The organism is Microbulbifer maximicatervae (SeqCode), assembly GCF_052467815.1.
This window is the reverse complement of record NZ_CP174326.1, coordinates 3,238,675-3,263,166: the sequence shown is the minus strand read 5'-3', so window position 1 is coordinate 3,263,166 and position 24,492 is coordinate 3,238,675. Positions and strand designations below refer to the sequence as shown.

The window sequence follows — 24,492 nt, the reverse complement described above, 5'->3', positions numbered from 1 at the left end:
CAAAAATAATAAAAACGGTACCTTAAGGCACCACACACCAATAAAAATTAAAAAATATTCACTAGCGTCTACTGCAAAGGTAGCGTATCTACTCAGTCCGGAGAAAAATAATGAAACACACTATCAGACAGATGATCCTATCGATTCTATTTGTACTTTCCTTCGCCTCTCCCCCCCTTTGGGCCGATAGCATTTCTGATTTCCAAAACAGCTGGACAGGCACAGCCTTGGATCTACAGCGTCAAATAGACAACCACACTCCCATGAGTGAAAACAATATTTTGGGGACACACAATTCTTACAACTCAGAAGTGTATCGCGCCTGTAACTTCTCAGTGGGATGTCGCTACCTGGACCCTCAACAGGAGCATTCCATAAAAGATCAATTGCGCATGGGAGCTCGCTTTATAGAACTGGATGTCCATTGGACAACGAAAATGGAGAGCCTTTTTTCCTATCCCAAAAGATTACTTCTGTGCCATGGGCTCTGCAGTATCAATGACAAGTACGCGACTGAAGGATTTAACGAAATAAAGGACTGGCTAAATGACAGTGCCAACCAGGACGAAGTCATCATTTTATATATTGAGGACCATTCTGATGGGCGCCATCAAGATCTCTACAACCAAATAACCGATCGATTCGGGGATAAGATTTTCTACAGTGGCGGCTGCCAGAGCATTCCCAGCAGCCTTACAAAAAATGATGTGCTTGCTGCAGGGAAACAAGTCGTCGTGTGGAAAGATAGCGGCTGCTCTGGAAATGGTGACATGAAGAACATGGCCTTCACCGGATTAGGGGAAATCGGTCGAGTGTGGGAAGACAGCACCACTATTGGCACCATAGGGGAAATTTTTAGCGGTGGTATTGAACGAATCACAGCCGATGATGTTCGCAATGGCTTTGCTATAGGTCACAACATAATCAACCTCGATAATATGAATACGACTGATGGCCGCATCGCTGCAGCTATTTGGTCATGGGATCAGAATGAGCCAAATAACTTGAACAATGAGGACTGCGCCATGCAGTGGGGCAACGGGCGCTGGAATGATGCCAACTGCAGCAACCAATATAGCTTCGCATGTAAGAACACGGCTGACGGTAGCTGGCTGGTCAGCGCCTCCACAGGCCCATTCTCTTATGGTGCCGGGGTGTGCCAGGCACTGGACAATGACTATGTGTTTTCCGCCCCCACCAATAGCCAGGACAACCAAGCCCTTAAAAATGCCAAGGAAACCACTGGCTATGACAAGGTGTGGATTAACTATCAGGACCAGATAACTGAGGGCCAGTGGCAGCACAATTAACCTCAAAAATCTCGACTTGAGGGTTTAGGCTGGATAGGAGGCTAAGCCCGAGCCTCCTATCCAAGGCGAGTTTTATTGAAACCTCTCAAACACAAATCCTGTCACCATATTCAACTAAATTACCAAAACGGGAATATAGCTCTGGGCCCAGCCACACTCTACTCTCCACTGATCGCTGATATGTCGTTAGTTAAGACAAGATCAGGCATAATCTGCCTCCTAACAAGACTGTCAGGACAAAATTATGCGAATTCCTACCACCTGGCGCCGCCTTGGCTTAGCTATAGCCATCGGCGGTGTTATCAGCGGTTGTAGCAAGGGCAACGAAGAAGTCAGCTCACAAGCGCACTCCCATAAAGAACATATCGAGCACAGCACTGAAAAGCTCAATCTAGAAGCCGCTGAGAAGGCTCAAATTGATACTGTCGCTGCCGACCTGCACAAGCATGTCGCCGTTTTGGCCTCCGATGAATTCGAAGGCCGCGCTCCCGCCAGTAAAGGTGAAGAGCTGACGGTAAACTATCTGGCAGAGCAATTTAAGGCGCTCGGACTTACCCCTGGTACCGTAGACTCCGACGGTAACCCCAGCTGGTTCCAGGAAGTCCCCATTGTAGAAATGGATATTCAATCCACCCCCCTTACTATTCAGGGCGAAGGTGTGGGCCAGGTTCTAAAACCTATTGACGATATGGTCGCGTTTACCCAGCGCCAAACCAGCGCATCCAGCCTTAATGAAAGCGAATTGGTTTTTGTCGGTTACGGCATCGTAGCTCCAGAAAACAACTGGAATGACTACGCAGGTCTGGATATGGAGGGCAAAACCGCAGTCATTTTGGTGAATGACCCCGGCTATGCCACCCAAGATGAGGCTCTATTTAACGGCAATGCCATGACCTACTACGGTCGCTGGAGCTACAAGTTTGAAGAAGCTGCCCGTCAGGGCGCCGCAGGGGCCATTATCATCCATGAGAATGGCGCTGCCGGTTACCCCTGGGAGGTAGTGAGCGGCTCTTGGTCTGGCGCCCAGGTAACCCTTGAAGCAGAAAACAAGAATATCGACCGCGTGGCGATTGAGGCCTGGATCACCAACCAGGCAGCGAAGGATCTGTTCCAGGCAGCAGGTCTCGATTTGGCCGAAGAAATGGCAGCTGCAAAAGCACCGGGATTCAAGCCTAAGTTACTGGAACTCAAAGCCAGCATCGAACTCAGCAACAGCCTTGAGAAGTCCAACTCTCGCAATGTTATTGCTAAGTTACCCGGCAAAAAGTACGCAGATGAAACCATTGTTTACACTGCCCACTGGGACCACTTAGGGGTCAACAGAAATGCTTCTGGCGAAGACCATATCTTCAATGGCGCAGTGGACAATGCCACCGGCACCGCCGGACTACTTGCTCTTGCAGCCCAAGCAGTAAAAGAGGATCAAGCTGATCGCTCCCTGGTATTCGTTGCAGTAACTGCTGAAGAGTCCGGTTTACTCGGCTCCAAATACTATGCCGCCAACCCAGTTGAACCTCTGGAAAAGACGGTTGCCGGCTTTAACTTCGACGCCATGAATGTCTTGGGCCCCACCAAAGACATCACCGTCGTAGGCTTCGGCAGCAGCGAGCTGGAAAATCTCTTAGAAGCAGCCGCCAAAAAGCAGGGCCGCTATCTGGCTGCTGAAGAGCACCCGGAACGCGGCTACTTCTATCGCTCAGATCATTTCAGCCTGGCAAAAGAAGGCGTGCCAATGCTGTATTTTGATTCCGGTAGCGAAAACCATGAGCACGGCCGGGAGTGGGCACAATCCAAGGACAAGGAATATCTCAGCCAGCACTACCACAAGCCGGGAGATGAGTACGACCCCAACTGGAACCTGAAAGGCGCCGCTATGAATCTGCAACTGGGCCTGCAATTGGGCCTGAAGCTGGCGAACAGCCGCGACTGGCCCAACTGGTATGAAGGCAATGAGTTCCGCGCTATTCGCGACGCCAGTGCCGAAAGCCGCAAATAACCAAGCAGGATAAATATCCCGCTTTTCCTTGGTGGCACCTCCTCGGTGCCACCAAACTTCCCACCCCAAATATCAACCCTGCATTAGCTGCAGGTGCCTCTCCCTGAATCAAAACCAATAAAAAAGCCCCACTGTCTCCAGCAGGGCCTTTTATGCGAATGAGCTCTTTAGCTAAATAGCGACTTAAGCAGCGCTAGTAGCCTCAAGCTTTTTCAACTCTTCATCGCGAAGTTCGCGGCGTAAGATTTTACCCACATTAGTTTTGGGCAAGTCCTCACGGAACTCCACATGCTTCGGCACTTTGTAAGCCGTCATATGCTCACGGCAGTAGGCGACAACTTCATCTTCAGTCAAAGATGGATCAGCCTTCACCAGGAAGAGCTTCACCTGCTCACCACTTTTCTCATCCGGGATACCGATAGCGGCAGCTTCAGTGACCTTCGGATGCGCGCTGATCACGTCTTCAATCTCATTGGGATATACATTGAAGCCGGACACAATAATCATGTCCTTCTTGCGATCTACGATTTTGATGTAACCATCATCCTGAATAACGGCCATATCGCCGGTATTCAACCAACCTTCACTGTCGATGGTATCCGCTGTCGCTTCCGGACGCTGCCAGTAGCCTTTCATCACCTGAGGTCCGCGCACGCACAGCTCGCCAGGAGAGTTGTTTGGCAGGTCATTGCCATTCTCATCGACAACCTTGACCTCGGTACCGGGAACAGGAACGCCCACTGTACCCAGCTGAACACCGTCAGTGGGGTTAAATGAAACAACCGGGGAGGTTTCAGTCATACCGTAACCTTCCATGATCATACAACCGGTCATTTCCTCCCAGCGCTTAGCAGTATCGCGAGTTAACGCCATGCCACCAGAAGCTGTTGAGTGCAATTTGCTGAAGTCCAGTTCAGCAAAATCCTTGTTGCGCATCAGGCCATTGAACAGGGTATTGAGCCCAACAAATCCAGTGAAACGCAGGCCTTTCAGCATCTTCACAAAACCCGGAATATCCCTCGGGTTGGGCACTAACAACGAGTGGTTGCCCGTGGAGAAAAGGCACATGCAGTGGATGGTAAATGCGTAGATATGGTAAAGAGGCAAAGGTGCAATATAGAACTCCTCACCTTCTTTCATACCACTGGCAAATGCGATACGAACCTGCTCCATATTCGCAACCAGATTACCATTAGTCAGCATTGCCCCTTTGGCAACCCCGGTAGTACCGCCGGTATACTGCAGAACTGCAATATCTTCTTTGGTGCGCTCAACATCCTTATGAGGACGCTCAGCGCCTTTTGCCATTGCATCGCGGAAGCTAACTTCATTGGCAAACGAAAATTCGGGCACCATTTTCTTAACGTACTTCGCCACACTGTTGATCAAGGTACGCTTCAGCGGACTGTGCAGGTCCGCAATCTCAGTAACAATAACTTGTTTTACATCGGTTTCAGCAACCACCGCAGCAGCGGTATCGGCAATATTCGCCAGTACGACCAGAGCCTTGGCCCCTGAATCATTCAGCTGGTGCTTAAGCTCGCGCTGCGTGTACAGCGGATTGGTATTTACTACAACCAAACCTGCGCGCAGTGCACCAAAAACAACTACTGGGTACTGCAGCACGTTGGGCAGCTGGACAGCGATGCGATCACCGGGCTTCAAGTCGGTATGATTTTGTAAATAAGAGGCGAATTTTCCACTTAGCGTGTCAATATCATTGATTGAAAGTGTACGCCCCAGGCATGTGAAAGCCGGCCGGTCACCGAATTTGGCGCAAGCGCCTTTAAAGACATCAAGTATGCTGCGATCAATGTCCAACTCTCTTCTCCCATTCCTGATTGTTGTCGTCGCTTGCCCACACCTTCCGTCTCCATAGGCGAAAGCTGCCATATCTCTGGGCGAGCGAGAATTTATTTATTGTTTGTAGTATCTTTGAGACGGTGAAAAAGAAGGTTTAAAACCTCTCTTTACCGATCTCCCTCTTCACTATTCGCAGGAAATAAACCTGCCAATGCTGCGGCCAACTCGCGATTTCCAGAATATTGAACATCCCCCAAAAGGAAGGCGTGACGCCCACTTAATTGACCGTCCAATATAGCACTGAGAGTGCTGTTTTCCATTTCCAATGTTAGTTCTGGATTATCAGTCTGACCAAATTCGGAAATCACTTTGTAATTTTTAGATACTTCGGTGACATAAACATAGAAGTCACAGGCATCTGGCAGCCGGAACTGTACCCGAGCCAGCGGGTACGAACAAGCTAAGTGACACAGGCGCTCTTGAACTGAATCCGGCAATTGCATCGGAAATTCTCCGTTTAAGCCGCTTTATTACTCACAAAAAAACCGCCGGCATTTGCCGGCGGTTTTCATTTCAGAGCGGGATCAGAATGCAAAATGCTCGGCATCCAATTCCATCAAGTTGCCTGCTCCACTCAACATGGACGTTGCGTGGCTGGAAGTGCGAGGAAGGATACGCTCGAAGAAGAAACGCGCGGTAGTAATTTTCGCCTTGTAGAAATCTTCTTCTCCAGTGCCCGCTGCCAGTTTTTCATTGGCAACTTTAGCCGCCTGTGCCCACAGGAAGGCCAGTACGGTGTAACCGGAGAACATCAGGTAATCTACAGAAGCAGCACCGACTTCGTCTGGGTTTTCCATAGCTTTGCCGCCAACGTGCAAGGTCAGGTCGCCCCACTGCTTGTTAAGCTCTTGCAATTTAGCAACGAAAGGCGCCAGTGCTTCGTTATCAATTTCCGCCTGGCAGAATTTGTGAACCTGCTTGGTGAAACCGCGCAGTAATTCACCCTGGGTCATCAGAACCTTACGACCCAACAGGTCCAGAGCCTGAATACCAGTGGTGCCTTCATAGATAGTGGAGATACGCGCATCACGTACGTTCTGCTCCACGCCCCACTCGGCAATATAACCGTGGCCACCGAAACACTGCATACCCAGGTTGGCAGATTCAAAACCGGCTTCTGTCAAAAATGCTTTTGCAATCGGCGTCAGGAAAGCCAGCATATCGTCAGCGGCTTTCTTCGCGTCAGCATCGCCTTTGTGAGTGATATCAACCAGCTGTGCGCACTTAACAACCAGCATACGACCACCTTCAGAGAAGGCTTTCTGGGTCATCAGCATGCGGCGCACGTCAGGGTGAACAATAATCGGGTCAGCCGGGCCTTCCGGGTTTTTCACGCCGGACAGAGAACGCATTTGCAGGCGATCTTTTGCATAAGCCAGGGACTTCTGGAAACCGATCTCGGAGTGAGCCAGGCCTTGCAGAGCAGTACCCAGGCGCGCAGTGTTCATAAAGGTGAACATATAGCTCAGGCCTTTATTCTGCTCGCCGATCAGGAAGCCTTTAGCACCGTCAAAGTTCAGCACTGCAGTGGCGTTGCCGTGAATACCCATTTTGTGCTCGAGGGAACCACATACCACACCGTTGCGCTCACCGGCAGAGCCATCAGCGTTCGGCAGGAACTTGGGTACGATAAACAGGGAGATACCCTTGGTGCCAGCAGGTGCGTCTGGCAGGCGGGCGAGTACGATATGAACAATATTGTCAGTCATATCGTGCTCACCGGCGGAGATAAAGATCTTAGTGCCGGTAATCGCGTAGGAGCCATCGTCATTCGGCTCGGCCTTGGTGCGCAGAATACCCAGATCGGTACCGCAGTGAGGCTCGGTCAGACACATAGTGCCAGTCCAGCTACCTTCAACCAGCTTGGTCAGGTAAACCTGCTTCTGCTCTTCAGTACCGTGCTCTTCCAGGGTGTTCATGGCACCGTGGGACAAACCGGGGTACATGCCCCAGGACCAGTTGGCGGTGCCAACCATCTCGCTCATGATAGTGCCGAGCGAGGGCGGCAGGCCCTGGCCACCGTACTCAGGATCGTGAGGCAGCGCAGCCCAGCCACCCTCTACAAACTGCTGGTAGGCTTCTTTAAAGCCTTCCGGGGTAGTAACTTCACCATCTTTCCAGGTGCAACCTTGCTGGTCGCCAATTTGGTTCAGCGGTGCAATAACGTTTTCACAAAACTTTGCACCCTCTTCCAGGATGGCATCCACGACATCAGGAGTAGCCTCCTCATATCCAAGTGACTCATAATGCTTTTCTGAGTCCAGCATCTCGCGCATTACGAAACGCAAATCACGCAGTGGCATTTTGATATCGGTCATCCTGATAACCTCAATTCGCTTATGTTTGGGACCGGAGGCAAAACCATCCAGTCATATTTATGACTAATTTCTAAGATTGGTTCATCATAGTAGTAAGCGAGCAGCCCCCTCTATGGCCAAACCCGTCCAAAGCGGTGACAAATCGAGGCGAGAGGATGAAAAAAGGTGACTGGCCCAGTCAAATATCCAGGCCAGCTGCAGCGCGACCACCCCGGCGATACTCGCCTGGCGTAATTCCCGTCCATTTTTTAAAGGCGCGGAAGAAAGCACTGGATTCATCGAACCCAAGCATCTCTGCGATCTGCCCATTGGAAAGATCCGGGCAGCTGAGGTAGTGAAAAGCCGCTTCCATCCGACATTCGTCTTTGAGCTTCTGGTAGGAGGTACCCTCCTGCTGAAGACGACGTCGCAACGTGGTGACCGACATATTGAGCCTCTCCGCCACCGCCTCAGCGGCAGGCATGGACTCGCTCACATCCCGGTTCAAAATGGTTTTTACTTTGGTTTTGATACTGTTGGCACTGCCGTCGCTGATCACCAGGTGGTAAGGAGCGGTGCGAATAAAGTCCTCAACCATCTGCGGGCTTTGCACCACAGGGTATTCCAGGTAGCGGGTATCGTATTCGAGCGCATTAAACGGTTGCTCAAATAACAACTCATTAGCCTCGCTTTGCGCGAGACTGCGAAACTCTTCCGGGCAAGCAAATGAGAAGTGCAACCTGGCCAGCGGAATCTCCCGCCCTGCCAGCCAGCAATAAAACCTGTGCCAAACCGCTAGAGTTGTACGCACCACACTGGGGCTCGTGTTATTCAGCAGCTGCTCAAATTCGCCTTTGCCCAGCGAACTGATCCCGCAAATTTCAACCCGCTCGCGCCCATGGCCACCTTCTCCGAGTACCGGCTTCACCTTAAAACCTCGGCAGATTTCCATAAATTCGGCACAGAGCGTAATCGCCTGGCGGAGGGTTGCACAATTCACCACCGCCAGACACAACAAGCGAAAAGACCCGGAACGGACCCTTCCACCGCTAAGCATGCCAAACCACTCATTTTGCGCCAGCCACATCACGCGCTGGTACAAGCGGCCATACTTCACTGCTGAAAATGCGGATACGCCCTGCAATTCAGACTCATCGATATCGACAGAAGCTAAAAGCTCCTTGCGATCACACCCGTGCCTGGTCGCCTCTTCGAGCAGTCGCTCGAGGTAGGCGATAGGGATGCGAATATCCTCTTCCGTTGACGCCATCTATTATTTACGCCTGCGCAACCAATTCAATAAAGCCCCGCACCCAAACGCCAGAGCAATGATGACAAGTAATATCACTAACAGAAGAATGAAATAGGTGACAACATCCTTAACGGGCAGGTCCCAGCTGTAGACTGCCGCCACTACAAAGGCGACACAGGCGAGGACACTGGTAATAAAGGAGCGGCGACTTCTTTTAGCCATGACGATCTGGATACATTGATTTTCAAAACAGGTGAGACTGCCACATTTTGTGGCGCTACCATTGTATTGTCGGCACCCAGTACCGACGCGGCGTCGAATCGTGAGGGATTGGCCGGTTCCTGTCAACGCCGCAGGAGGCACCAATGAGCAGAAGAATGCTGGAACCAGAGGATCGAGCCACGCTGTTAAGGCTTTTGCACTGGCTTATGTGCCTGACCGCCATTATATCGTTAATACTGTTGGGAATCGCCTTTTTTGCCCCTAGCTGATCAGCCCACCCTTGGCCAAATGGGCGGGATCTAACAATTCCTCAAGCGTTTCTCTATCCAGGTCCGTCATTTCAACAGCAACATCCAGCACTGGCCTACAGCTGGCATAGGCGGCCTTGGCAATCTCCGCCGCTTTCAGGTAGCCAATCACTGGGTTAAGGGAGGTCACTAAAATGGGGTTGCGGCCCAGGGTTCCCTCAATATGCGCCCGATTCACCGCGAAACTGGCAACGGCTCGATCAGCCAATAGGGTCGATGCATTCGCGAGCAGGTTAATACTTTCCAGCAGCGTACTGCCTACTAAAGGCAACATAACATTCAATTGAAAATTGCCGCTCTGTCCCGCCACGGTCACTGTGGTGTCATTACCCATCACCCGGGCACAAACCATAGTAACTGATTCGGCAATAACCGGGTTCACTTTGCCCGGCATAATGCTGCTCCCTGGCTGCAAGGCCTCCAGGGCGATTTCGGAGAGGCCAGCAAGCGGACCGCTGTTCATCCAACGCAAATCATTGGCAATTTTCATCAGGGAAACTGCCAACACCTTGAGCTGCCCGGACAATTCCACCGACGTATCCTGACTGGAAATTGCGGTAAAAAAGTTCTCTGCCGGGCGAAACTGATGAGATGTGTGGGCGCTGATTTTTTGTGCAAACAGCTCGGCAAAATCCGGGTGAGCATTGAGCCCGGTGCCAATCGCCGTACCGCCTTGAGCCAGCTGGGCAAGCCGAGGCATTACCGCGCGAATTCTCTCCCGGCACGCCTCTATTTGTGCAGCCCAGCCTCCAACTTCCTGCGCCATTGTCATAGGCACTGCATCCATCAGATGGGTGCGACCGGTTTTTACAATACTTTCAAGCTCCGTGGACTTGTCGCACAAGCCAGTGTGCAAATGGCGCAACGCAGGCAGCAGGGTGTCGCGCACTGCAAGCAGGGCAGACACATGAATTGCGGTGGGAACCACGTCATTACTGCTCTGACTCATATTCACGTGATCATTGGGGCTGATGGTTTGATCACTATGCTTTTCTGCGAGGTGGGCGAGCACCTCATTAACATTCATATTTGAACTGGTACCAGAACCTGTCTGGTAAATATCGACAGGGAAATGAGTGGCATACTCCTCATCACCGAGACTGTCGCAGGCATTGATAATGGCCTCAGCCTGGGCTTTATCCAACAACCCCAAGTCCCGGTTGGCCTCCGCGGCAGATTTCTTTATCAGCACAATGGCGCGGATAAACTCTGCTGGCAAGCCGTGACCACTGACAGGAAAATTCTCCACGGCGCGCTGGGTTTGCGCGCCATACATCGCCTCAGTCGGCACCTGAACTTCGCCCAGGCTGTCCTTTTCAGTGCGGAATTCGCCACCCATTTCACTCTCCCCAGATGCGCTTAATGCATCGACAGAAGGTTATTTAGCCGCTGCAGCCCTACTCGACCACGACGGTAATTTTCTTGGACATCACAGGCTCTTTATGTGGCACATGCATATAGTTGCCCAGAACTAGTTGTAGCGTATGCTTGCCGGGTGGCAAGGTAACTTGAGTCTCGGTTTGCCCGCCGCCAAAGTGAATGATGTTCTTACTCGCCGGCAAAGGCTTGCTCATATCCGGCATATCATCCACGTCAATCAGCAGATGATGGTGGCCGGTATTCTCTTGATTGGTACCCGCCGGTGCCACACCCATACCAGACAAACCAAACTTCACCGTAAATGTCTGGGGCACCTTCTCTCCATCTTTCGGCGAGATAATATAGACCTTGGCATCTGCTGGGGCCTTACTGCTCATATCCATTTTGCTTTCGTGCTCAGACGCATGTAACAGCGGCGACAACATCAGTGCGCTGGCAAACAGCAGAGAACTGGATTTAATCATGTGTATTCCTTCCTGATAGGGCGCCCAGATCGCGCCAATTCTTATAATCTGGCTTTACAGCTTCTCGGCCGCGGCACCTTGGTACCGTTCGGCAAAGACACTTTAACAGACCAAAGTTTCAGTTCCAGAGACTATCAGGGAATATAGTTGCGGAAAGAAAAAGAGAGATAGGATTTGTGACAGGGCTACTTATTTAAATCTGCTTTGCGGCAATTAGGCAAGAGAGAGCCCGGACCAACCGGGCCAGAAAAATCAGATACTCACCCGACCCTCTTGGGTCCATTCGCAGCGAACCTGCATATCGCCGCTGCCAGGCTCGTGATAGAGGCCAGCGGACTCCCAGCTGAAAGAGTGAACGCCGGAAAGCTCAGTTTCCAAATGCACAGTTGCCGAAACCCAATACATACTCTTCAGCAACTCTTCAAACTTCTGTATCCACAAATCCCACTCGTATTCTACCGCCCGATAGGAAGCGCCAAAGTGGATAACATCGGTCTGGTACTGAGATTGCTTCACCTTAATGGTGGGAATAGCAAACATATCCCGGCACAGGAATGGCCATTCATCAGCACTGGGCAGAGCGAGCACAGCATTGCGGTTCACCCTGCGCCGATCGCTGCCGCCAGCGAGGCTATTGCTGTCTTTGATACAACCGTAAACGATGGATTCCTGATCGCCCTGAAGCATTAATTCCATTCCTTACCACAGTGCCACTGGACATCAGGTACCCAGGGCAAAACAGATCTAAGGCATCAACTTTAACGGCGAAGCGACCAGAAAGCCACAAAACAAAACACGAACCTGCAAAGTGCTCAAAAGTTCGGCTATTCAGTTACTAATGGTGCCCCGCCTAAAATACCAGAACTAAATCTCAAAGCCCCTTTCGCGCAGCATATCCAGAAGCGCCTCTTCATCCATAACTGTGATACCTAGCTCCTGCGCTTTGGTCAATTTTGAGCCAGCGCCTGGCCCGGCAACCAGAGTGCCGGTCTTGGCGGAAACACTTCCTGCGACTTTCGCACCCAGCCTCTGTAAGTAGTCTTTTGCTTCACTGCGGGACAGGGTTTCCAGTTTGCCGGTGAGCACCCAGGTTTCCCCTGCCAGGGGCTGATCCTGCTCGTCACTCTCCTCCGCTTGCCAATGCACACCCGCCTGCTGCAGTGCCTCCACCTCTTCTTGGGCATGAGGTTGCTGAAAAAACTCAGCAACAAAATGAGCGACCACTGGGCCCACATCTTCAACTTCCTGCAAAGCCTCGACATCTGCCGACATTAGCGGGTTCAATTCGCCAAAGTGCCGCGCCAAATTGCGCGCTGTAGCCTCACCCACTTCCCGGATACCCAGGGCATAGAGGAATTTAGGCAGCGTGGTCTCTTTACTGCGCTCCAGTGCGTCAAGGAGGTTCTGGGCAGACTTTTGCCCCATTCGCTCAAGTCCCGCCACCTGCTCCAAGGTGAGGTGGTAGAGCCCGGACACCGAGTGTAACAAGTCCTCATCTACCAGCTGCTCTACCAGCTTGTCTCCCAGCCCATCAATGTCCATCGCTTTGCGCGAAGCGAAATGCTTGATGGCCTGCTTGCGCTGGGCACTACAAATCAGGCCGCCGCTACAGCGGACCACCGCCTCACCAGGCGTGGATTCCACCGGCGAGCCGCATACCGGGCAATGCGTGGGGAATTCAATAGCGTGGCCACCCGGCTTGCGCTTGCTCTCCACTACAGAAACCACCTGCGGGATAACATCTCCGGCACGGCGAATAATGACGGTATCACCCACCTGTACGCCGAGGCGCTCGATCTCATCTCGATTGTGCAGAGTTGCATTGGAAACGGTAACGCCGCCGACAAATACCGGCTGCAGGCGAGCAACCGGGGTAACCGCACCGGTGCGCCCCACCTGGAATTCAACATCCAATAATTCAGTCATTTCCTCCTGAGCGGGAAACTTATAGGCCATGGCCCAACGGGGTGCGCGGGCAACAAAACCGAGACGGCGCTGCAGGGGAATACTGTTGACCTTAAAAACAATACCGTCAATATCGTAAGCGAGGTCCTCGCGCTTCTCGCCGATTTCCCGGTAGTAGTCGATGCAGCCCTGAATATCCTTAGCGACGCGCATCTCTCGGTTTGTACGGAAGCCCCAATGCCCCAGCAGCTGCAAAGTCTCAACGTGCTTTTCCGGCAGCTCACCGCCCTCTACAAGGCCAGTGCCATACACACACAATTCCAGCGGTCTCTGTGCTGTTATACGGGAGTCCAATTGACGCAAACTGCCGGCAGCGGCATTTCGAGGATTTACGAAAAGCTTCTCGCCCGCCTCAGCCGCTTTGCGATTCAATTCGGCAAAGCCCGCTTTCGGCATATAGATTTCGCCGCGCACCTCCAATACACCCGGATACTTTTCAATACCATCTGCTTGACGCAAACGCAGAGGTACAGATCCCACGGTGCGTACATTCTGGGTGATATCCTCACCGGTCGTGCCATCCCCTCGCGTTGCCGCTCGCTCAAGCACTCCGTCGCGATATAAAAGGCTGATAGCGATACCGTCTAACTTGGGTTCACAGGCGTATTCCACCGGCCCTTTACTGTTGAGGCGCTCACACACCCGGCGGTCAAACTCCAGCAACTCTTCATCATTAAAGGCGTTATCCAAAGACAACATCGCCACCTCATGGCGAACCTCCTGAAAAGAGGAGAGCGGCTCTGCGCCTACCCGCTGGGTGGGAGAATCCGGTGTCAGTAGCTGAGGGAATTCACTTTCCAAGTCCTGCAACTCGCGCAGGCGCCGGTCGTACTCAATATCCGGCAACTCAGGATCATCAAGCACATAGTATTGGTGATTCGCACGCTGGAGGATTTCATGTAATTCCTGAACACGTTCGCGCACTTGAGGGGAAATAGTTTGATGAGTCATCGGCAATTCGAGTGAATAAAAATAATAGTTAGAAAATTATTTCGATTTTACATGCAAATACGGCCCGAGCTTACGGCTAATTTCCAAAATGAAAATCAGCCGGCATCCCGGGCCGCATTAAAAATGGCAACAATTATTTAGAGATTGCGGGCTAGCTTTGTGCCATCGCTAAAGTCCTGCGACGCTGGTACTCCACAACCCGCTGACGATAATGCTCCGCCGTTTGCGCGGTAAATACACTGCGATTCTCATCCTTCAATTCGCCACCGAGCAGCTCGGCAATTTTGTATGAGGTGGAAAGCAGTTGATCGAAAGCTTTAATCGCCTCGCCTTCCACAGGTAGTGTCAGGAACAAGCTGACACCCGGCGTGGCAAATTCTTCCATCTGGGCCAGGTCGAAAACGCCGGGCACAACAATATTGGCGAGACTAAAGATAATGGCCCCATCAGCACCGCCGTGCTCATGGTAGTGAAAAATATTCATTTCACCAAAGCGCATGCCACAGGCAACCATTACCCGAAGTAAGTCATTACCCTCGAAGTAATCTCCTTCTGGCGCCATTACATTAATCACCAACACCTCACGGGTGGGAGCACCTTCACCAACACTGCCAGAGCTTGGAGACTGAGAAGATCGCTCGGGTTGAGAATCCTCATGCACCGCTTCATGCTCAGGACTGTGAGCGCTATCCACCGCATTTAGGCTTTCAGCCTCATCTAATGCAGGCTCATAGCGTTGCTCTTCACCGACCGACTCCATCAGGGTGGGGACTTGATCTTCCAAATCGAGGATACCCTGCTCTTCCGGGCTCCTCTGGGGATTGCTGCCAGCGAGCGGTTTGCGCGAGGAAATAAAGCTCTCCTGCACCTGGCGATTCACATGTAGCGCATCCTCTAGCGGACGGCGCTGAACAACGCGAGCCTGCCCGGGCAGTTCGCTGTTCGCGGGCTTGGGCTCTCGCGTCTCTAGAGGTTTGCGGACCGGGGGTTCTTCTTCAGCCTTCTCTGAGACCGGATCAGCTTCATTTTTTACTTCAGATTGCATGGCCCGCGACAGATTGCGGGAGACCTTAACTGCCGCGCGCTGTCGCAAGATCGCCCGGCGTATGCCATCGACCACAACGACCAGCAGAACGACAACCAGGATTGTAACCAGCCAGTTATCCATTTTTTAGCGCCTCTCCCTTTACGCCCTTATGCAGAAGCCAGCTCGGCTGCTTCTTCCACATTCACCGACACCAGTCGGGATACACCCGGCTCGTGCATGGTAACCCCCAGCAACTGATCCGCCATCTCCATTGCGATCTTGTTGTGGGTAATATAGATGAACTGAACGTGTTCTGACATTTCTTTAACCATTCGTGCGTAACGACCAACGTTAGCATCGTCAAGGGGAGCATCCACCTCATCCAACATACAGAAAGGTGCTGGATTCAGACGGAAAATCGAGAATACCAATGCGATCGCCGTCAGCGCTTTTTCTCCACCCGAGAGCAGATGGATTGTGCTGTTGCGCTTGCCCGGCGGGCGGGCCATGATCGCGATACCAGTATCGAGCAGATCTTCACCGGTAAGTTCCAGATAGGCATTACCACCACCGAAAACTTTCGGGAAGAGTTCCTGCAGGCCCGCATTTACCTGATCAAAAGTTTCCTTGAAGCGGGTTCTCGTTTCCTTGTCGATTTTCTTAATTGCATTTTCCAGAGTCTCCAGCGCTTCCATCAGATCCCCATGCTGGCGATCCAGGTAGTTCTTGCGCTCAGACTCCTGCTTGTATTCATCGATAGCGGCGAGGTTAATCGGCCCGAGGCGCGAGATACGCGCAGCTACCAATTCCAAATCTTCCTGTACCTGTTTAATCGTCAGATCGCCAGGTAACTGTTCGAGCAGCTGATCGATATCGTGCTCGCTCTCGCGCAGCTGCTCTACCAATCCGTTTCGTTGCACTTCCAGAGTCTGCGCAGCGAGACGCTCCTGCTCAAGCTGGGCGCGCACCCCCTGAAGAGCCGCCTCCACTTTGTGGCGCTCCTGTTCCTGCTCACGCAGGCCGGTCTCAACCTCCTCCAGCTTTTTGCGCGCATCGGCGAGTTCCGTTTCCACCTCAATGCGCTCGCCGAGTTTTTCTTCCAACTCAGCCTGAAAATCCTGGGAGGGGTCCTGGGTCTCCTCCATTTGCTCCTGCAATTGCTGACGACGACTGCGCAACCTTTCCAGCTGCTCGCTCATCACCTGTAAAGTGCGCTCGAGAGACACCATCTGGGTGCGCACTGACTGCTCGCGCATAGCCAGTTCATGGGCGCGATCCTTGTCCTCCCGCGCGCGCTGGCGCACGGCATCCAAAGCTTCGCGCAATTCCTCCCGGCGTGCCATTAGCGTTTCGCGACGATCGGTATCATCACTCATCGCCTCGACAGCTTCCTGCAGCATTAGACGAGCTTCCGACAGGGACTCCCCTTCCAACTCCTGCTGCTCACGCACCTCATCGATTTCCTGCTCAATTCGGATACGGCGCTCATTCATCTGCTCCGCACGCGCCCGTCGGGCGGACAACTGGCTGCGCAGCTCTGCCTCGCGACGCCCGAGCTGGTCGGACTCATTGCGAGCTTGTTCGATGGAGCGCTCAAGATCGACCGTTTGCGTGCGCAGGGACTCGCGTCGCTCGGCAATACTCTCTATTTGCTCCTCACATAGGGCCAACTCCTGCCCCAGGGTTTCAAGATCCTGCTTGCGCGCCAGGACCCCGGCCTCTGCATCACTGGCACGATTCACTCGCAACCAGTTGGGACCGAGCCAGAGCCCATCGCGAGTCACAATAGACTCATGAGCTTGCAAACTCGCGCGTCTGGACAGCGCCTCTGTCAAATCCTCTGCGGTATAAATTCCCGCCAAGATGCCGGAGAGAGAGGCCGGCCCCTGAACCATATCCTGCAGCGAAGGAAGTGCTCCCTTCGCACTGCTATTTACAGCACTGTTATCGATCAGAACCGCTTGACCGCTTTCCAGTGCCGCCAATCCTTCAGCCACGGACTCGAGCTGCTCAACACATACCGCCTGCAATTGGGGGCCGAGGATAGTTTCAACTGCGGTTTCCCAGCCGGGCTGGGCTTTAATCTGGTCAGCGAGCCGGGGCTTGTCAGCCAGGGCTTGCTGCTGCAGCCAATTCTCAACTGCCTTGCCTTGCCCTAAAGCAGCTTGCTGCAAGGCTTCCAGAGACGCCTGACGGCCTCGCCCGGTTTGCAGCTGCAAGCGTAACTGATCGAGTTCGGTAGCCAGCTCCCGCTCCTGCACACGGAGACTGTCCAGAGACTCACGACGCTCTGCCGCTTCCTCGCGGCGCTCTTCAGCCTGCATTTCCAGCTCGGCCATCTGCTCGTTCAGCTGCAGTGTCTCTTCATCGTCGTCAGAGACCTGGAGGCCGGACTGCTCCGCCAATAGCTTATTGATCCGCTCCAGCAGCCGCTGGCCAGAAGTTTCCAAGTGCTGGATGCGGGATTGTTGCACTTCAGCTTTCTGACGGGAGCCAGAGGCACCCTGGTTAAACTGGTCCCACTCGTTCTGCCAATTGCGCATCTGCTCTTCAGATTCGAGCAGCGCCGCAGCAGATTCCTCTTCTGCTGCCAAGACCATCTCCAGGTCCGGCAGGATAATCTCAAGTTCCTCCTCAAACTGGGCCGCTTTTTCGCGATCCACTTCGAGGTTGGTCTCCGCCTCGCGATATTCCTGTTCGGTTTGCGCCAAATCGGAATGCAGGCGAGTAGAGCGCTCACGAGCGTGGGCAATGCTCTGCTCCAAGCGGGCGATATCTCCACCGACGGCGTAGAAGCGCCCCTGGACTTCGTTAAAGCTGTCAGATAGCTCGTGGTACCCCACGCGCTTTTGCTCAATGCCTGTGTCACAGGTGACCTGGCGGGTAACCAGCTCTTCAACGGTGAGTTCAAGCTCACCTATTTGTTGCTGCTTGGCCTTGGATTGGTCATCCAGTTCGCGGTATTTGAGTGCCTGTAAGTTAGCCTTGTGGCTGCGCTCTTCCTCTTTAAATCGGCTGTATTTTTCCGCTGCGGCGGACTGTCGCTCCAGTCGGGACAACTGACGATCCAGCTCATCGCGGATATCCGTGAGGCGCTCAAGGTTTTCCGAAGTCCGTCTCATCCGGTTTTCGGTGTCCCGGCGGCGCTCCTTGTATTTGGAGATACCGGCGGCCTCTTCGATATAGACGCGCAGCTCTTCGGGCTTGGCTTCGATCAACTTGGAGATCATGCCCTGCTCAATAATGGCGTAACTGCGCGGGCCCAGGCCGGTACCCAAGAAGAGATCGGTTACATCGCGGCGGCGGCACTTCTCGCCATTCAGGTAATAGGTGTTCTGTGCTTCCCGGGTTACCTTGCGCTTGACGGAAATCTCCGAGAAAGAGGCATAGGCTCCAGAAAGCTTGCCCTCAGAGTTATCAAATACCAACTCAATCGAGGCCTGCCCCACGGGCTTGCGGCCACTGGAGCCGTTGAAGATAACGTCCGTCATCGAATCGCCGCGCAGGTTCTTTGCGGAAGATTCCCCCATTACCCAGCGCACCGCATCGATGGTGTTGGATTTACCACAGCCATTGGGACCCACCACCGAGTTGAGGTTTGTCGGAAAATAGACAGTGGTAGGGTCAACAAAAGATTTGAAGCCCGCTAGCTTGATGCACTTCAGACGCATGTATTTATAAACTCGATATTTTTCTCTGCCGGGCGGGACACCAAACCTTCAATCTTACTTGGTGTCGCCAGAGCATTCAGCGCTATTCTTCACAGTAATGTTCAGTCGGGATTATCAATCCGACCAAGCAGCGGTCAAGTCAAACATGACGATCGCTACCAAATGCCAACTTGCCCCAATAGAACTCATCAATATCGGGGCAATGTGAGCTTGAGGCCAATTAGACGCAAGAATGCCATCCGGCCGCAAATAAAAATGAGGCCACAGCTTACACTGTGACCTCATTTTCGACAGTCACAGCCAGTTACAGCTGACTATCGATGGCTATTGACTGAGTTTCACTCCAGCGGGATTTAGGTAATTCACTAATCATTCCTTGCCAATCCCCTGGAGCCGGACGCGCATCCCCCTTAATGGCCAGTCGCGCCACCAACTGTACAGAGTCGACAGTGGCGATGGAGCTTCCAGGCATCATTGCTCGGGACTCATCCAGCACAACCTCTGCCGGTAACTGCCCAGCCGTGAGGCGCACAATAGCCAGAGGCATCGGGCTCGCAGCACTGCGTGCATAGATAAATACCGGGGTAGATTCTGGAGCTTCAACTCCCTCCCCCAAACTGACCTGAACTCGAATCTGCGGGCCTTTCTCTTTCGTTTCTACCTTTGCCAGCACCGCTACAGCCTCACCGCTGTCTGCCAAAGCGCTTTCAGCCCTGGCAACGCCAGCCTGAAGCGCCTCTGCTGCTGCAGATCCTGGGGGAAGCTGGCTAAGTGCTAGCTGCCAATGCTGGCGAGCCTTACGGTAGTCCTCATCTTCAAAAGCGGCAATACCCGCCAGGCCCAGCACAGTGCCATTGGATGGCTGCACCTGTAACACCTGCTCAATCAAGGAGCGGATTTCATCGGTAATCTTGGAACCGCCTTCAAAAAACAGCGCTTGCGCCAGCTCAGCTTTAACATTGGCCGCCTGGGGCTCGCGAGCCACAACATAGCGATAGGAATCTACCGCCCCAGCCAAATCGCCACTCACCAGTAGCCGCTGCGCCAATATATAGCGACTGCTAAGATCATCTGGATGAGTTTTAGCCCGCTCCTGCAACTGACGGGTGATTTTTGCCTCTTCCTCCGAAGAGGTGTGCCCACCTTGGCTCGCCACCATATCGCGATACAAAGCTACTTCGGACGGTCGGTCGGAAAACCCGTAGGCAGCTGCTGCAATTGCAGGCACCAAAACCGCCAGCCCGATTAGCAATCGGCCGCCACCCTGCCTGGCTTCACCAGATTGACTTTCCTGCTGAGCCGCCAGCAGTTCCCGCGCGAGATCTGCCTCCAGCTGGGCAAACTGCTTTTCATCCATCGCACCGCTCTGCACCGCAGCGCGAAGTTCTTTACTGCGCTCCCGGTAGAGCGCTGCCATAGCCTCTCGCTTGCTACTACCGCTGCGACGTCTGCCTGCAGCTCTCAAAGCAGGAATCAAAAATACAAAAGCTACCAACAGTAGCAGTAGGGCTACACCAAACCAGATATCAATCATTTACCTTCCTTCCCGCTATTACCTTCATCTACAGCTCCATCTCCCAACAACTGCTTTAATCGACGCCGCTCATCATCAGTGAGTTCCCCACTGCTGTCATCCTGGCGAGCCCCGGTACCACTTTTTGAGCGCATCACGATCACAATCAAGGCCAGAAGCCCGAAAACGGCAAAGACTCCCGGAGCCAACCACAGGATCAAGGTATTTTTCTGAACAGGTGGACGGTAGAGCACAAAATCCCCATAGCGGGCCACCATGTAGTCAACGATTTCCTGGTCCGTAAATCCCTCCTCCAGCAAACGGCGGATTTCACGGCGCAAGTCCGAGGAAATAGACGCATCGGAGTCTGCCAGGTTCTGGTTTTGACATTTGGGGCATCGCATCTCTTCAATAAGCACGCGATACCTTGCATCCAGCTCGGGAGAGGACAATTTTTGTGTCTCCACTACCGCATGTGCAGCGATGGACAGGCAAAACATACCGAATGCCAGTACAAGTTGGGCCAGCCAGGTCTTCTGTGTCACAGCTTTTCTCACGCTCTAACTAACGGGAATTGGGGCGATTATAACAGTGTCCCCCCCCGGCGGACACGCCCACGAATTCACACAAAAGCGCGTTAACTCATTGAAAGACAAAAAAAAATTCAAAAAAGGCGTTGACGCCACGAAGAATATCATTAAGATACGCAGCTCCTGACACGGGGTGGTTAGCTCAGTTGGGAGAGCGACGGCCTTACAAGCCGTAGGTCACAGGTTCGACCCCTGTACCACCCACCACTTCTCTTACTCTTGCCCAGCAAGAGCGTTCAAGAGAAGCAGGAATGCGGACCGGTAGTTCAGTTGGTTAGAATGCCGGCCTGTCACGCCGGAGGTCGCGGGTTCGAGTCCCGTCCGGTCCGCCATATACAAAAAAGCCCTGCTCGCAAGAGCGGGGCTTTTTTGTTTGTGCCTCATATCTTTTCATTTTTCTCACATTTTATTTTCAGTTGCTTACGCTGGAAATTTGAAAGAGCCACAAAAAAATAACCAAATCTCAGCGTAAAAAAATAATGCGGGCGCAGTGCCGACAAAATTTTTCTGCAACAATTTTCTCCAGCCTGAATTTTTATTTTCTGAATTTCTACGCAGCTGATTTTGACCGATAAAAACAGCTTAAAAAGCCCTCAAAAAACCCTCTAATTAATTAATTTTTAAACAATTTCTGGATGTTTTTTATTCTTAAAAAAAATTTTAAAAATCTTCCAACAAAATTGTTGACCGTAAAAAAAATATCATTAAGATACGCAGCTCCTGACACGGGGTGGTTAGCTCAGTTGGGAGAGCGACGGCCTTACAAGCCGTAGGTCACAGGTTCGACCCCTGTACCACCCACCACTTCTCTTACTCTTGCCCGGCAAGAGCGTTCAAGAGAAGCAGGAATGCGGACCGGTAGTTCAGTTGGTTAGAATGCCGGCCTGTCACGCCGGAGGTCGCGGGTTCGAGTCCCGTCCGGTCCGCCATATACAAAAAAGCCCTGCTCGCAAGAGCGGGGCTTTTTTGTATATGAAAAATTCAAAACCACTTTTCAATACACAACCACCTCCCCACTCCCCACCACAAACTGTGCAGACCGACTAACAAAATTAATAGAAAACCGGGGCAATGAAAGTAGCACCCTGTTTTATTACCAAATATTGCCAATAGACGAGCAGCAATTTCTTCAAATACACACCCGCTTCTCACACTTAAAGCCAGACGCAAACTTTTTTAGAAAAACTTCCCTAAGTTGTTGACCTAAGTAAAAAAATCATTATGATACGCAGCTCCTGACACGGGGTGGTTAGCTCAGTTGGGAGAGCGACGGCCTTACAAGCCGTAGGTCACAGGTTCGACCCCTGTACCACCCACCACTTCTCTTACTCTTGCCCGGCAAGAGCAACCAAGAGAAGCAGGAATGCGGACCGGTAGTTCAGTTGGTTAGAATGCCGGCCTGTCACGCCGGAGGTCGCGGGTTCGAGTCCCGTCCGGTCCGCCATATACAAAAAAGCCCTGCTCGCAAGAGCGGGGCTTTTTTGTATGCGCTAATTAGAAAAGAGTTTGGTTTTTTAAACTTCAGCTGAAGCCGCCTGGCTCTCCTCCCATTCCCCATCCACTGCTTCTTCGCCGCCATGCAATAGATGCATCAATCGCTCCAGCTCCGGCATTTCGTTAAAGCACTCCGCCTCACCAGAAATTTCATCCCAGGATGCTTTGGATTCAGTGCAAAGATGGGCCACGACCTTCCCATCGATATCCCCCTCCAGCAATCCAGCAGGCACCCAGAAGTGCGTTGTATTACTCATTAAGTGAGGAACTGTACTTCCGCATCCACCGCAAAAGTCAGATCGATAGCCCGTAGGAGTCCGGAATGAAGAGATTCTGTCTAAGCCCCGCACCCAGCGAAACTGATCCCGGCTAATAAACATGGCAGTATCCGAGGCGGAACCACTCAATTTGCGGCAGAGCGAGCAATGGCATTGGTAAAGGTTTGGAATTGGCTCTTCCAGCTGGAACTCAACCCCACCGCATAGGCACTTACCATTCATCCCTTTCTCCTTCCGCAAAACTGTTATTCGAAGTCGTCCATGAAATCGCAATAGGTTAGCAACAATATCTCAGTCCTACCCAAGACTCCTATAGACACACAGTGAAGTAAATGCCATTTGGCGCCTCATTCAACGAATATCATTAAATATCCAAGGATCTGGGGTTTAGCTTCGCCGTGAGGATATGATCCTCCCAACATCCATTGATCTTCAGGTATTTTGCCGCCCTACCCTCGACAACGAAGCCCAACGCCTCCAGTAGGGCTGCCGACCTATCGTTACCAGGCATGTAGTTGGCCATCACTCTATTCAAATTTAAGGTGTCAAAAGCATAATCAACGACATGACGACACAAGCTCCCCATTAAGCCCCGCCCCTCGTGGGACTGGTCAACTGCATATCCCATATTACAGGCCTGAAATGGGCCTCGGATGATATTCGTCAAGGAGCAAACGCCCAGTAACTGATCACACCCGGACTCTAATGCAGCAAACTTTAAAATTCCTCCAGAGCTGATGCGTCGAATCCAGGACCCGGAACTGTGAAAACCAGGCTCACGTATGGGCTCCCAGCGCTTCAGGTGCTCTTCATTAGATAGATAAAATGCAGATATGGCGGGCGCATCTGTCACTCCGAGCAAACGTATTTCCACCAGTCGATTACCTCACCATTCACATTCTGATTAAGCTCAATCAACCCATTCATACCGGCACTACTATTCAATTGACGGTAAAGAGTCCCGCTGACCGGGAAGCTCACGAAGAAATTCCCAACCCCGGGTCCTGCCGCTCTCATAACCTTCCTCGAGCAACTCTGCTTCCTGGGTAAAACGCTTAACCGGGAAATTGTCTGGAGGCGCAATAACCGAAACCTGGCACCCCTCTGGAGGCACCTCGATAAACTCCAGAGCCCGATTATATTTCTCCCCCCTCTCCAGCACGGCCTCAAATAGCCGGGCATGATCACGGAAAAACTGTTTGATAAACTTTGGAGCAGGCCCCTTAATTTTCCGATACCCCAGAGGGCGCGAAAGAATAACGGTTATATTTCTGGCCCCCTGCTGATAGGCCTGAATAATCGGTATCGAATCAGCCAGGCCACCATCGGTCATAGGCTCCCCATCCACTTCAGGAAACCCCCGGTAAGCAACCGGAATGGCACAAGAAGCCGGGAAAACCTGGTGCATGTTTTCCGGAGTTACTTTCAGGTATCTAGCCTCCCCCGTGTTGATACTGGTAGTCACGGCATAAAGCGGTATTCCATTCTCAACATAACTATCGACACTGAGCGGAATATCCTGATATGACGCATGCCACAACCAGCCAATATCACAAAAATGACCGCCTCGGAGATAGCGGCGCCAGTCAATGAAGTCCGCCCGCCGGGCATGGTCCATTAGTATTTGCCGACTTCGCCCATGGTTTCCCGCCAGATAACCAATCAAGTTGGTGGAGCCTGCGGATACACCGATCGCAAAATCAAATGGCCGATAGCCCACCTCCAAAAATGCATCCAATACGCCTGCAGCGAAAATCCCCCGCATAGCACCCCCTTCGACCACAAGGGCTGACTGGGAATTCTCGTTAATCAAAATACAGTCTTCCATAGCGAGCAACCGTTAAAACCAAACCATCTCTACCTTTGCCAAGCAGATTCCAATAGCACTATGATTGAGGCATTCAGGTAATC

The 24,492-nt window shown here is 52.3% G+C and carries 18 protein-coding genes and 6 tRNA genes; 8 read left to right on the top strand and 16 right to left on the bottom strand.

What is annotated here, in order from left to right; all coding sequences use genetic code 11:
* Positions 1–110: 110 nt before the first annotated feature.
* On the top strand, positions 111–1,310 hold the full coding sequence (locus tag ACJJIW_RS14240; protein ID WP_444935516.1) for a phosphatidylinositol-specific phospholipase C domain-containing protein: 1,200 nt from the start codon (positions 111–113) through the stop codon (positions 1,308–1,310).
* Between the two features lie 244 nt (positions 1,311–1,554).
* The gene (locus tag ACJJIW_RS14235; protein ID WP_444935515.1) at positions 1,555–3,306 is read left to right on the top strand and encodes a M28 family metallopeptidase; all 1,752 of its coding nucleotides are present in this window, start codon (positions 1,555–1,557) and stop codon (positions 3,304–3,306) included.
* A gap of 183 nt (positions 3,307–3,489) precedes the next feature.
* On the opposite strand, the gene ACJJIW_RS14230 is transcribed toward ACJJIW_RS14235, so the two are convergent.
* The 13 genes from ACJJIW_RS14230 to ACJJIW_RS14170 form a co-directional block, all read right to left on the bottom strand.
* Positions 3,490–5,127, bottom strand: coding sequence for an AMP-binding protein (locus tag ACJJIW_RS14230; RefSeq protein WP_413665144.1), 1,638 nt, complete (start codon positions 5,125–5,127; stop codon positions 3,490–3,492).
* Positions 5,128–5,276: 149 nt separating this feature from the next.
* On the bottom strand, positions 5,277–5,612 hold the full coding sequence (locus ACJJIW_RS14225; protein WP_282933465.1) for an SCP2 sterol-binding domain-containing protein: 336 nt from the start codon (positions 5,610–5,612) through the stop codon (positions 5,277–5,279).
* Positions 5,613–5,693: 81 nt separating this feature from the next.
* On the bottom strand, positions 5,694–7,487 hold the full coding sequence (locus ACJJIW_RS14220; protein ID WP_413665143.1) for an acyl-CoA dehydrogenase C-terminal domain-containing protein: 1,794 nt from the start codon (positions 7,485–7,487) through the stop codon (positions 5,694–5,696).
* Between the two features lie 178 nt (positions 7,488–7,665).
* Positions 7,666–8,736, bottom strand: coding sequence for an AraC family transcriptional regulator (locus ACJJIW_RS14215; RefSeq protein ID WP_444935514.1), 1,071 nt, complete (start codon positions 8,734–8,736; stop codon positions 7,666–7,668).
* Between the two features lie 3 nt (positions 8,737–8,739).
* Positions 8,740–8,940 (bottom strand): hypothetical protein, encoded by a 201-nt coding sequence (locus tag ACJJIW_RS14210; RefSeq protein ID WP_282933468.1) that lies wholly within the window; start codon positions 8,938–8,940, stop codon positions 8,740–8,742.
* Between the two features lie 261 nt (positions 8,941–9,201).
* Complete coding sequence (locus tag ACJJIW_RS14205) at positions 9,202–10,587, bottom strand: class II fumarate hydratase (protein WP_413665142.1); 1,386 nt, start codon at positions 10,585–10,587, stop codon at positions 9,202–9,204.
* Between the two features lie 58 nt (positions 10,588–10,645).
* Positions 10,646–11,092: a DUF4399 domain-containing protein gene (locus ACJJIW_RS14200; RefSeq protein ID WP_282933470.1), complete on the bottom strand. Its 447-nt coding sequence runs from the start codon at positions 11,090–11,092 to the stop codon at positions 10,646–10,648.
* Positions 11,093–11,344: 252 nt separating this feature from the next.
* Positions 11,345–11,779, bottom strand: a complete 435-nt coding sequence (locus ACJJIW_RS14195; protein WP_282933471.1) for a hypothetical protein — start codon at positions 11,777–11,779, stop codon at positions 11,345–11,347.
* 177 nt (positions 11,780–11,956) lie between these two features.
* Entirely contained in the window at positions 11,957–14,008 is a 2,052-nt protein-coding gene (gene ligA / locus ACJJIW_RS14190) for an NAD-dependent DNA ligase LigA (RefSeq protein WP_444935513.1), read from the bottom strand.
* A gap of 151 nt (positions 14,009–14,159) precedes the next feature.
* A complete protein-coding gene (zipA, locus tag ACJJIW_RS14185; protein ID WP_444935512.1) occupies positions 14,160–15,176 on the bottom strand; it encodes a cell division protein ZipA in 1,017 nt (338 codons plus the stop codon).
* Positions 15,177–15,202: 26 nt separating this feature from the next.
* Positions 15,203–18,706 (bottom strand): chromosome segregation protein SMC, encoded by a 3,504-nt coding sequence (smc, locus tag ACJJIW_RS14180; protein WP_444935511.1) that lies wholly within the window; start codon positions 18,704–18,706, stop codon positions 15,203–15,205.
* Between the two features lie 304 nt (positions 18,707–19,010).
* A complete protein-coding gene (ccmI, locus tag ACJJIW_RS14175) occupies positions 19,011–20,240 on the bottom strand; it encodes a c-type cytochrome biogenesis protein CcmI (RefSeq protein WP_444935510.1) in 1,230 nt (409 codons plus the stop codon).
* Entirely contained in the window at positions 20,237–20,764 is a 528-nt protein-coding gene (locus ACJJIW_RS14170) for a cytochrome c-type biogenesis protein (RefSeq protein WP_444935509.1), read from the bottom strand. The genes ccmI and ACJJIW_RS14170 overlap by 4 nt, the downstream gene beginning before the upstream one ends.
* 176 nt (positions 20,765–20,940) lie before the next feature.
* On the opposite strand from ACJJIW_RS14170, the gene ACJJIW_RS14165 reads away from it, so the two are divergent.
* The 6 genes from ACJJIW_RS14165 to ACJJIW_RS14140 all read left to right on the top strand — a co-directional run bounded on the left by ACJJIW_RS14165 (position 20,941) and on the right by ACJJIW_RS14140 (position 22,253).
* Positions 20,941–21,016 (top strand) — tRNA-Val (locus tag ACJJIW_RS14165).
* 48 nt (positions 21,017–21,064) lie between these two features.
* Positions 21,065–21,141, top strand: a tRNA-Asp gene (locus ACJJIW_RS14160).
* A gap of 396 nt (positions 21,142–21,537) precedes the next feature.
* Positions 21,538–21,613 (top strand) — tRNA-Val (locus tag ACJJIW_RS14155).
* A gap of 48 nt (positions 21,614–21,661) precedes the next feature.
* Positions 21,662–21,738: transfer RNA gene (locus ACJJIW_RS14150), tRNA-Asp, on the top strand.
* Positions 21,739–22,052: 314 nt separating this feature from the next.
* Positions 22,053–22,128: transfer RNA gene (locus ACJJIW_RS14145), tRNA-Val, on the top strand.
* A gap of 48 nt (positions 22,129–22,176) precedes the next feature.
* Positions 22,177–22,253: transfer RNA gene (locus ACJJIW_RS14140), tRNA-Asp, on the top strand.
* 70 nt (positions 22,254–22,323) lie between these two features.
* Here the strand turns inward: ACJJIW_RS14140 and ACJJIW_RS14135 are convergent.
* From ACJJIW_RS14135 to ACJJIW_RS14125, 3 genes are all read right to left on the bottom strand, one after another.
* Positions 22,324–22,803 carry a GFA family protein gene (locus tag ACJJIW_RS14135; RefSeq protein ID WP_282933477.1) on the bottom strand — a complete coding sequence of 160 codons (480 nt, stop codon included), beginning with the start codon at positions 22,801–22,803 and terminating at the stop codon, positions 22,324–22,326.
* 142 nt (positions 22,804–22,945) lie between these two features.
* Positions 22,946–23,455, bottom strand: coding sequence for a GNAT family N-acetyltransferase (locus ACJJIW_RS14130; RefSeq protein WP_444894356.1), 510 nt, complete (start codon positions 23,453–23,455; stop codon positions 22,946–22,948).
* A 63-nt stretch (positions 23,456–23,518) separates the two neighbouring features.
* On the bottom strand, positions 23,519–24,409 hold the full coding sequence (locus tag ACJJIW_RS14125; RefSeq protein ID WP_444935508.1) for a patatin-like phospholipase family protein: 891 nt from the start codon (positions 24,407–24,409) through the stop codon (positions 23,519–23,521).
* Between the last annotated feature and the right edge of the window lie 83 nt (positions 24,410–24,492).

Bases quoted from the DNA above. Each gene is read 5' to 3' on its own strand.
- ACJJIW_RS14210 (WP_282933468.1), bottom strand. From the start codon at position 8,940: ATGGCTAAAAGAAGTCGCCGCTCCTTTATTACCAGTGTCCTCGCCTGT.
- zipA (WP_444935512.1), bottom strand. From the start codon at position 15,176: ATGGATAACTGGCTGGTTACAATCCTGGTTGTCGTTCTGCTGGTCGTT.
- ligA (WP_444935513.1), bottom strand. From the start codon at position 14,008: ATGACTCATCAAACTATTTCCCCTCAAGTGCGCGAACGTGTTCAGGAA.
- ACJJIW_RS14220 (WP_413665143.1), bottom strand. From the start codon at position 7,487: ATGACCGATATCAAAATGCCACTGCGTGATTTGCGTTTCGTAATGCGC.
- ACJJIW_RS14215 (WP_444935514.1), bottom strand. From the start codon at position 8,736: ATGGCGTCAACGGAAGAGGATATTCGCATCCCTATCGCCTACCTCGAG.
- ccmI (WP_444935510.1), bottom strand. From the start codon at position 20,240: ATGATTGATATCTGGTTTGGTGTAGCCCTACTGCTACTGTTGGTAGCT.
- ACJJIW_RS14200 (WP_282933470.1), bottom strand. From the start codon at position 11,092: ATGATTAAATCCAGTTCTCTGCTGTTTGCCAGCGCACTGATGTTGTCG.
- ACJJIW_RS14235 (WP_444935515.1), top strand. From the start codon at position 1,555: ATGCGAATTCCTACCACCTGGCGCCGCCTTGGCTTAGCTATAGCCATC.
- ACJJIW_RS14240 (WP_444935516.1), top strand. From the start codon at position 111: ATGAAACACACTATCAGACAGATGATCCTATCGATTCTATTTGTACTT.
- smc (WP_444935511.1), bottom strand. From the start codon at position 18,706: ATGCGTCTGAAGTGCATCAAGCTAGCGGGCTTCAAATCTTTTGTTGAC.
- ACJJIW_RS14135 (WP_282933477.1), bottom strand. From the start codon at position 22,803: ATGAATGGTAAGTGCCTATGCGGTGGGGTTGAGTTCCAGCTGGAAGAG.
- ACJJIW_RS14225 (WP_282933465.1), bottom strand. From the start codon at position 5,612: ATGCAATTGCCGGATTCAGTTCAAGAGCGCCTGTGTCACTTAGCTTGT.
- ACJJIW_RS14125 (WP_444935508.1), bottom strand. From the start codon at position 24,409: ATGGAAGACTGTATTTTGATTAACGAGAATTCCCAGTCAGCCCTTGTG.
- ACJJIW_RS14205 (WP_413665142.1), bottom strand. From the start codon at position 10,587: ATGGGTGGCGAATTCCGCACTGAAAAGGACAGCCTGGGCGAAGTTCAG.
- ACJJIW_RS14195 (WP_282933471.1), bottom strand. From the start codon at position 11,779: ATGCTTCAGGGCGATCAGGAATCCATCGTTTACGGTTGTATCAAAGAC.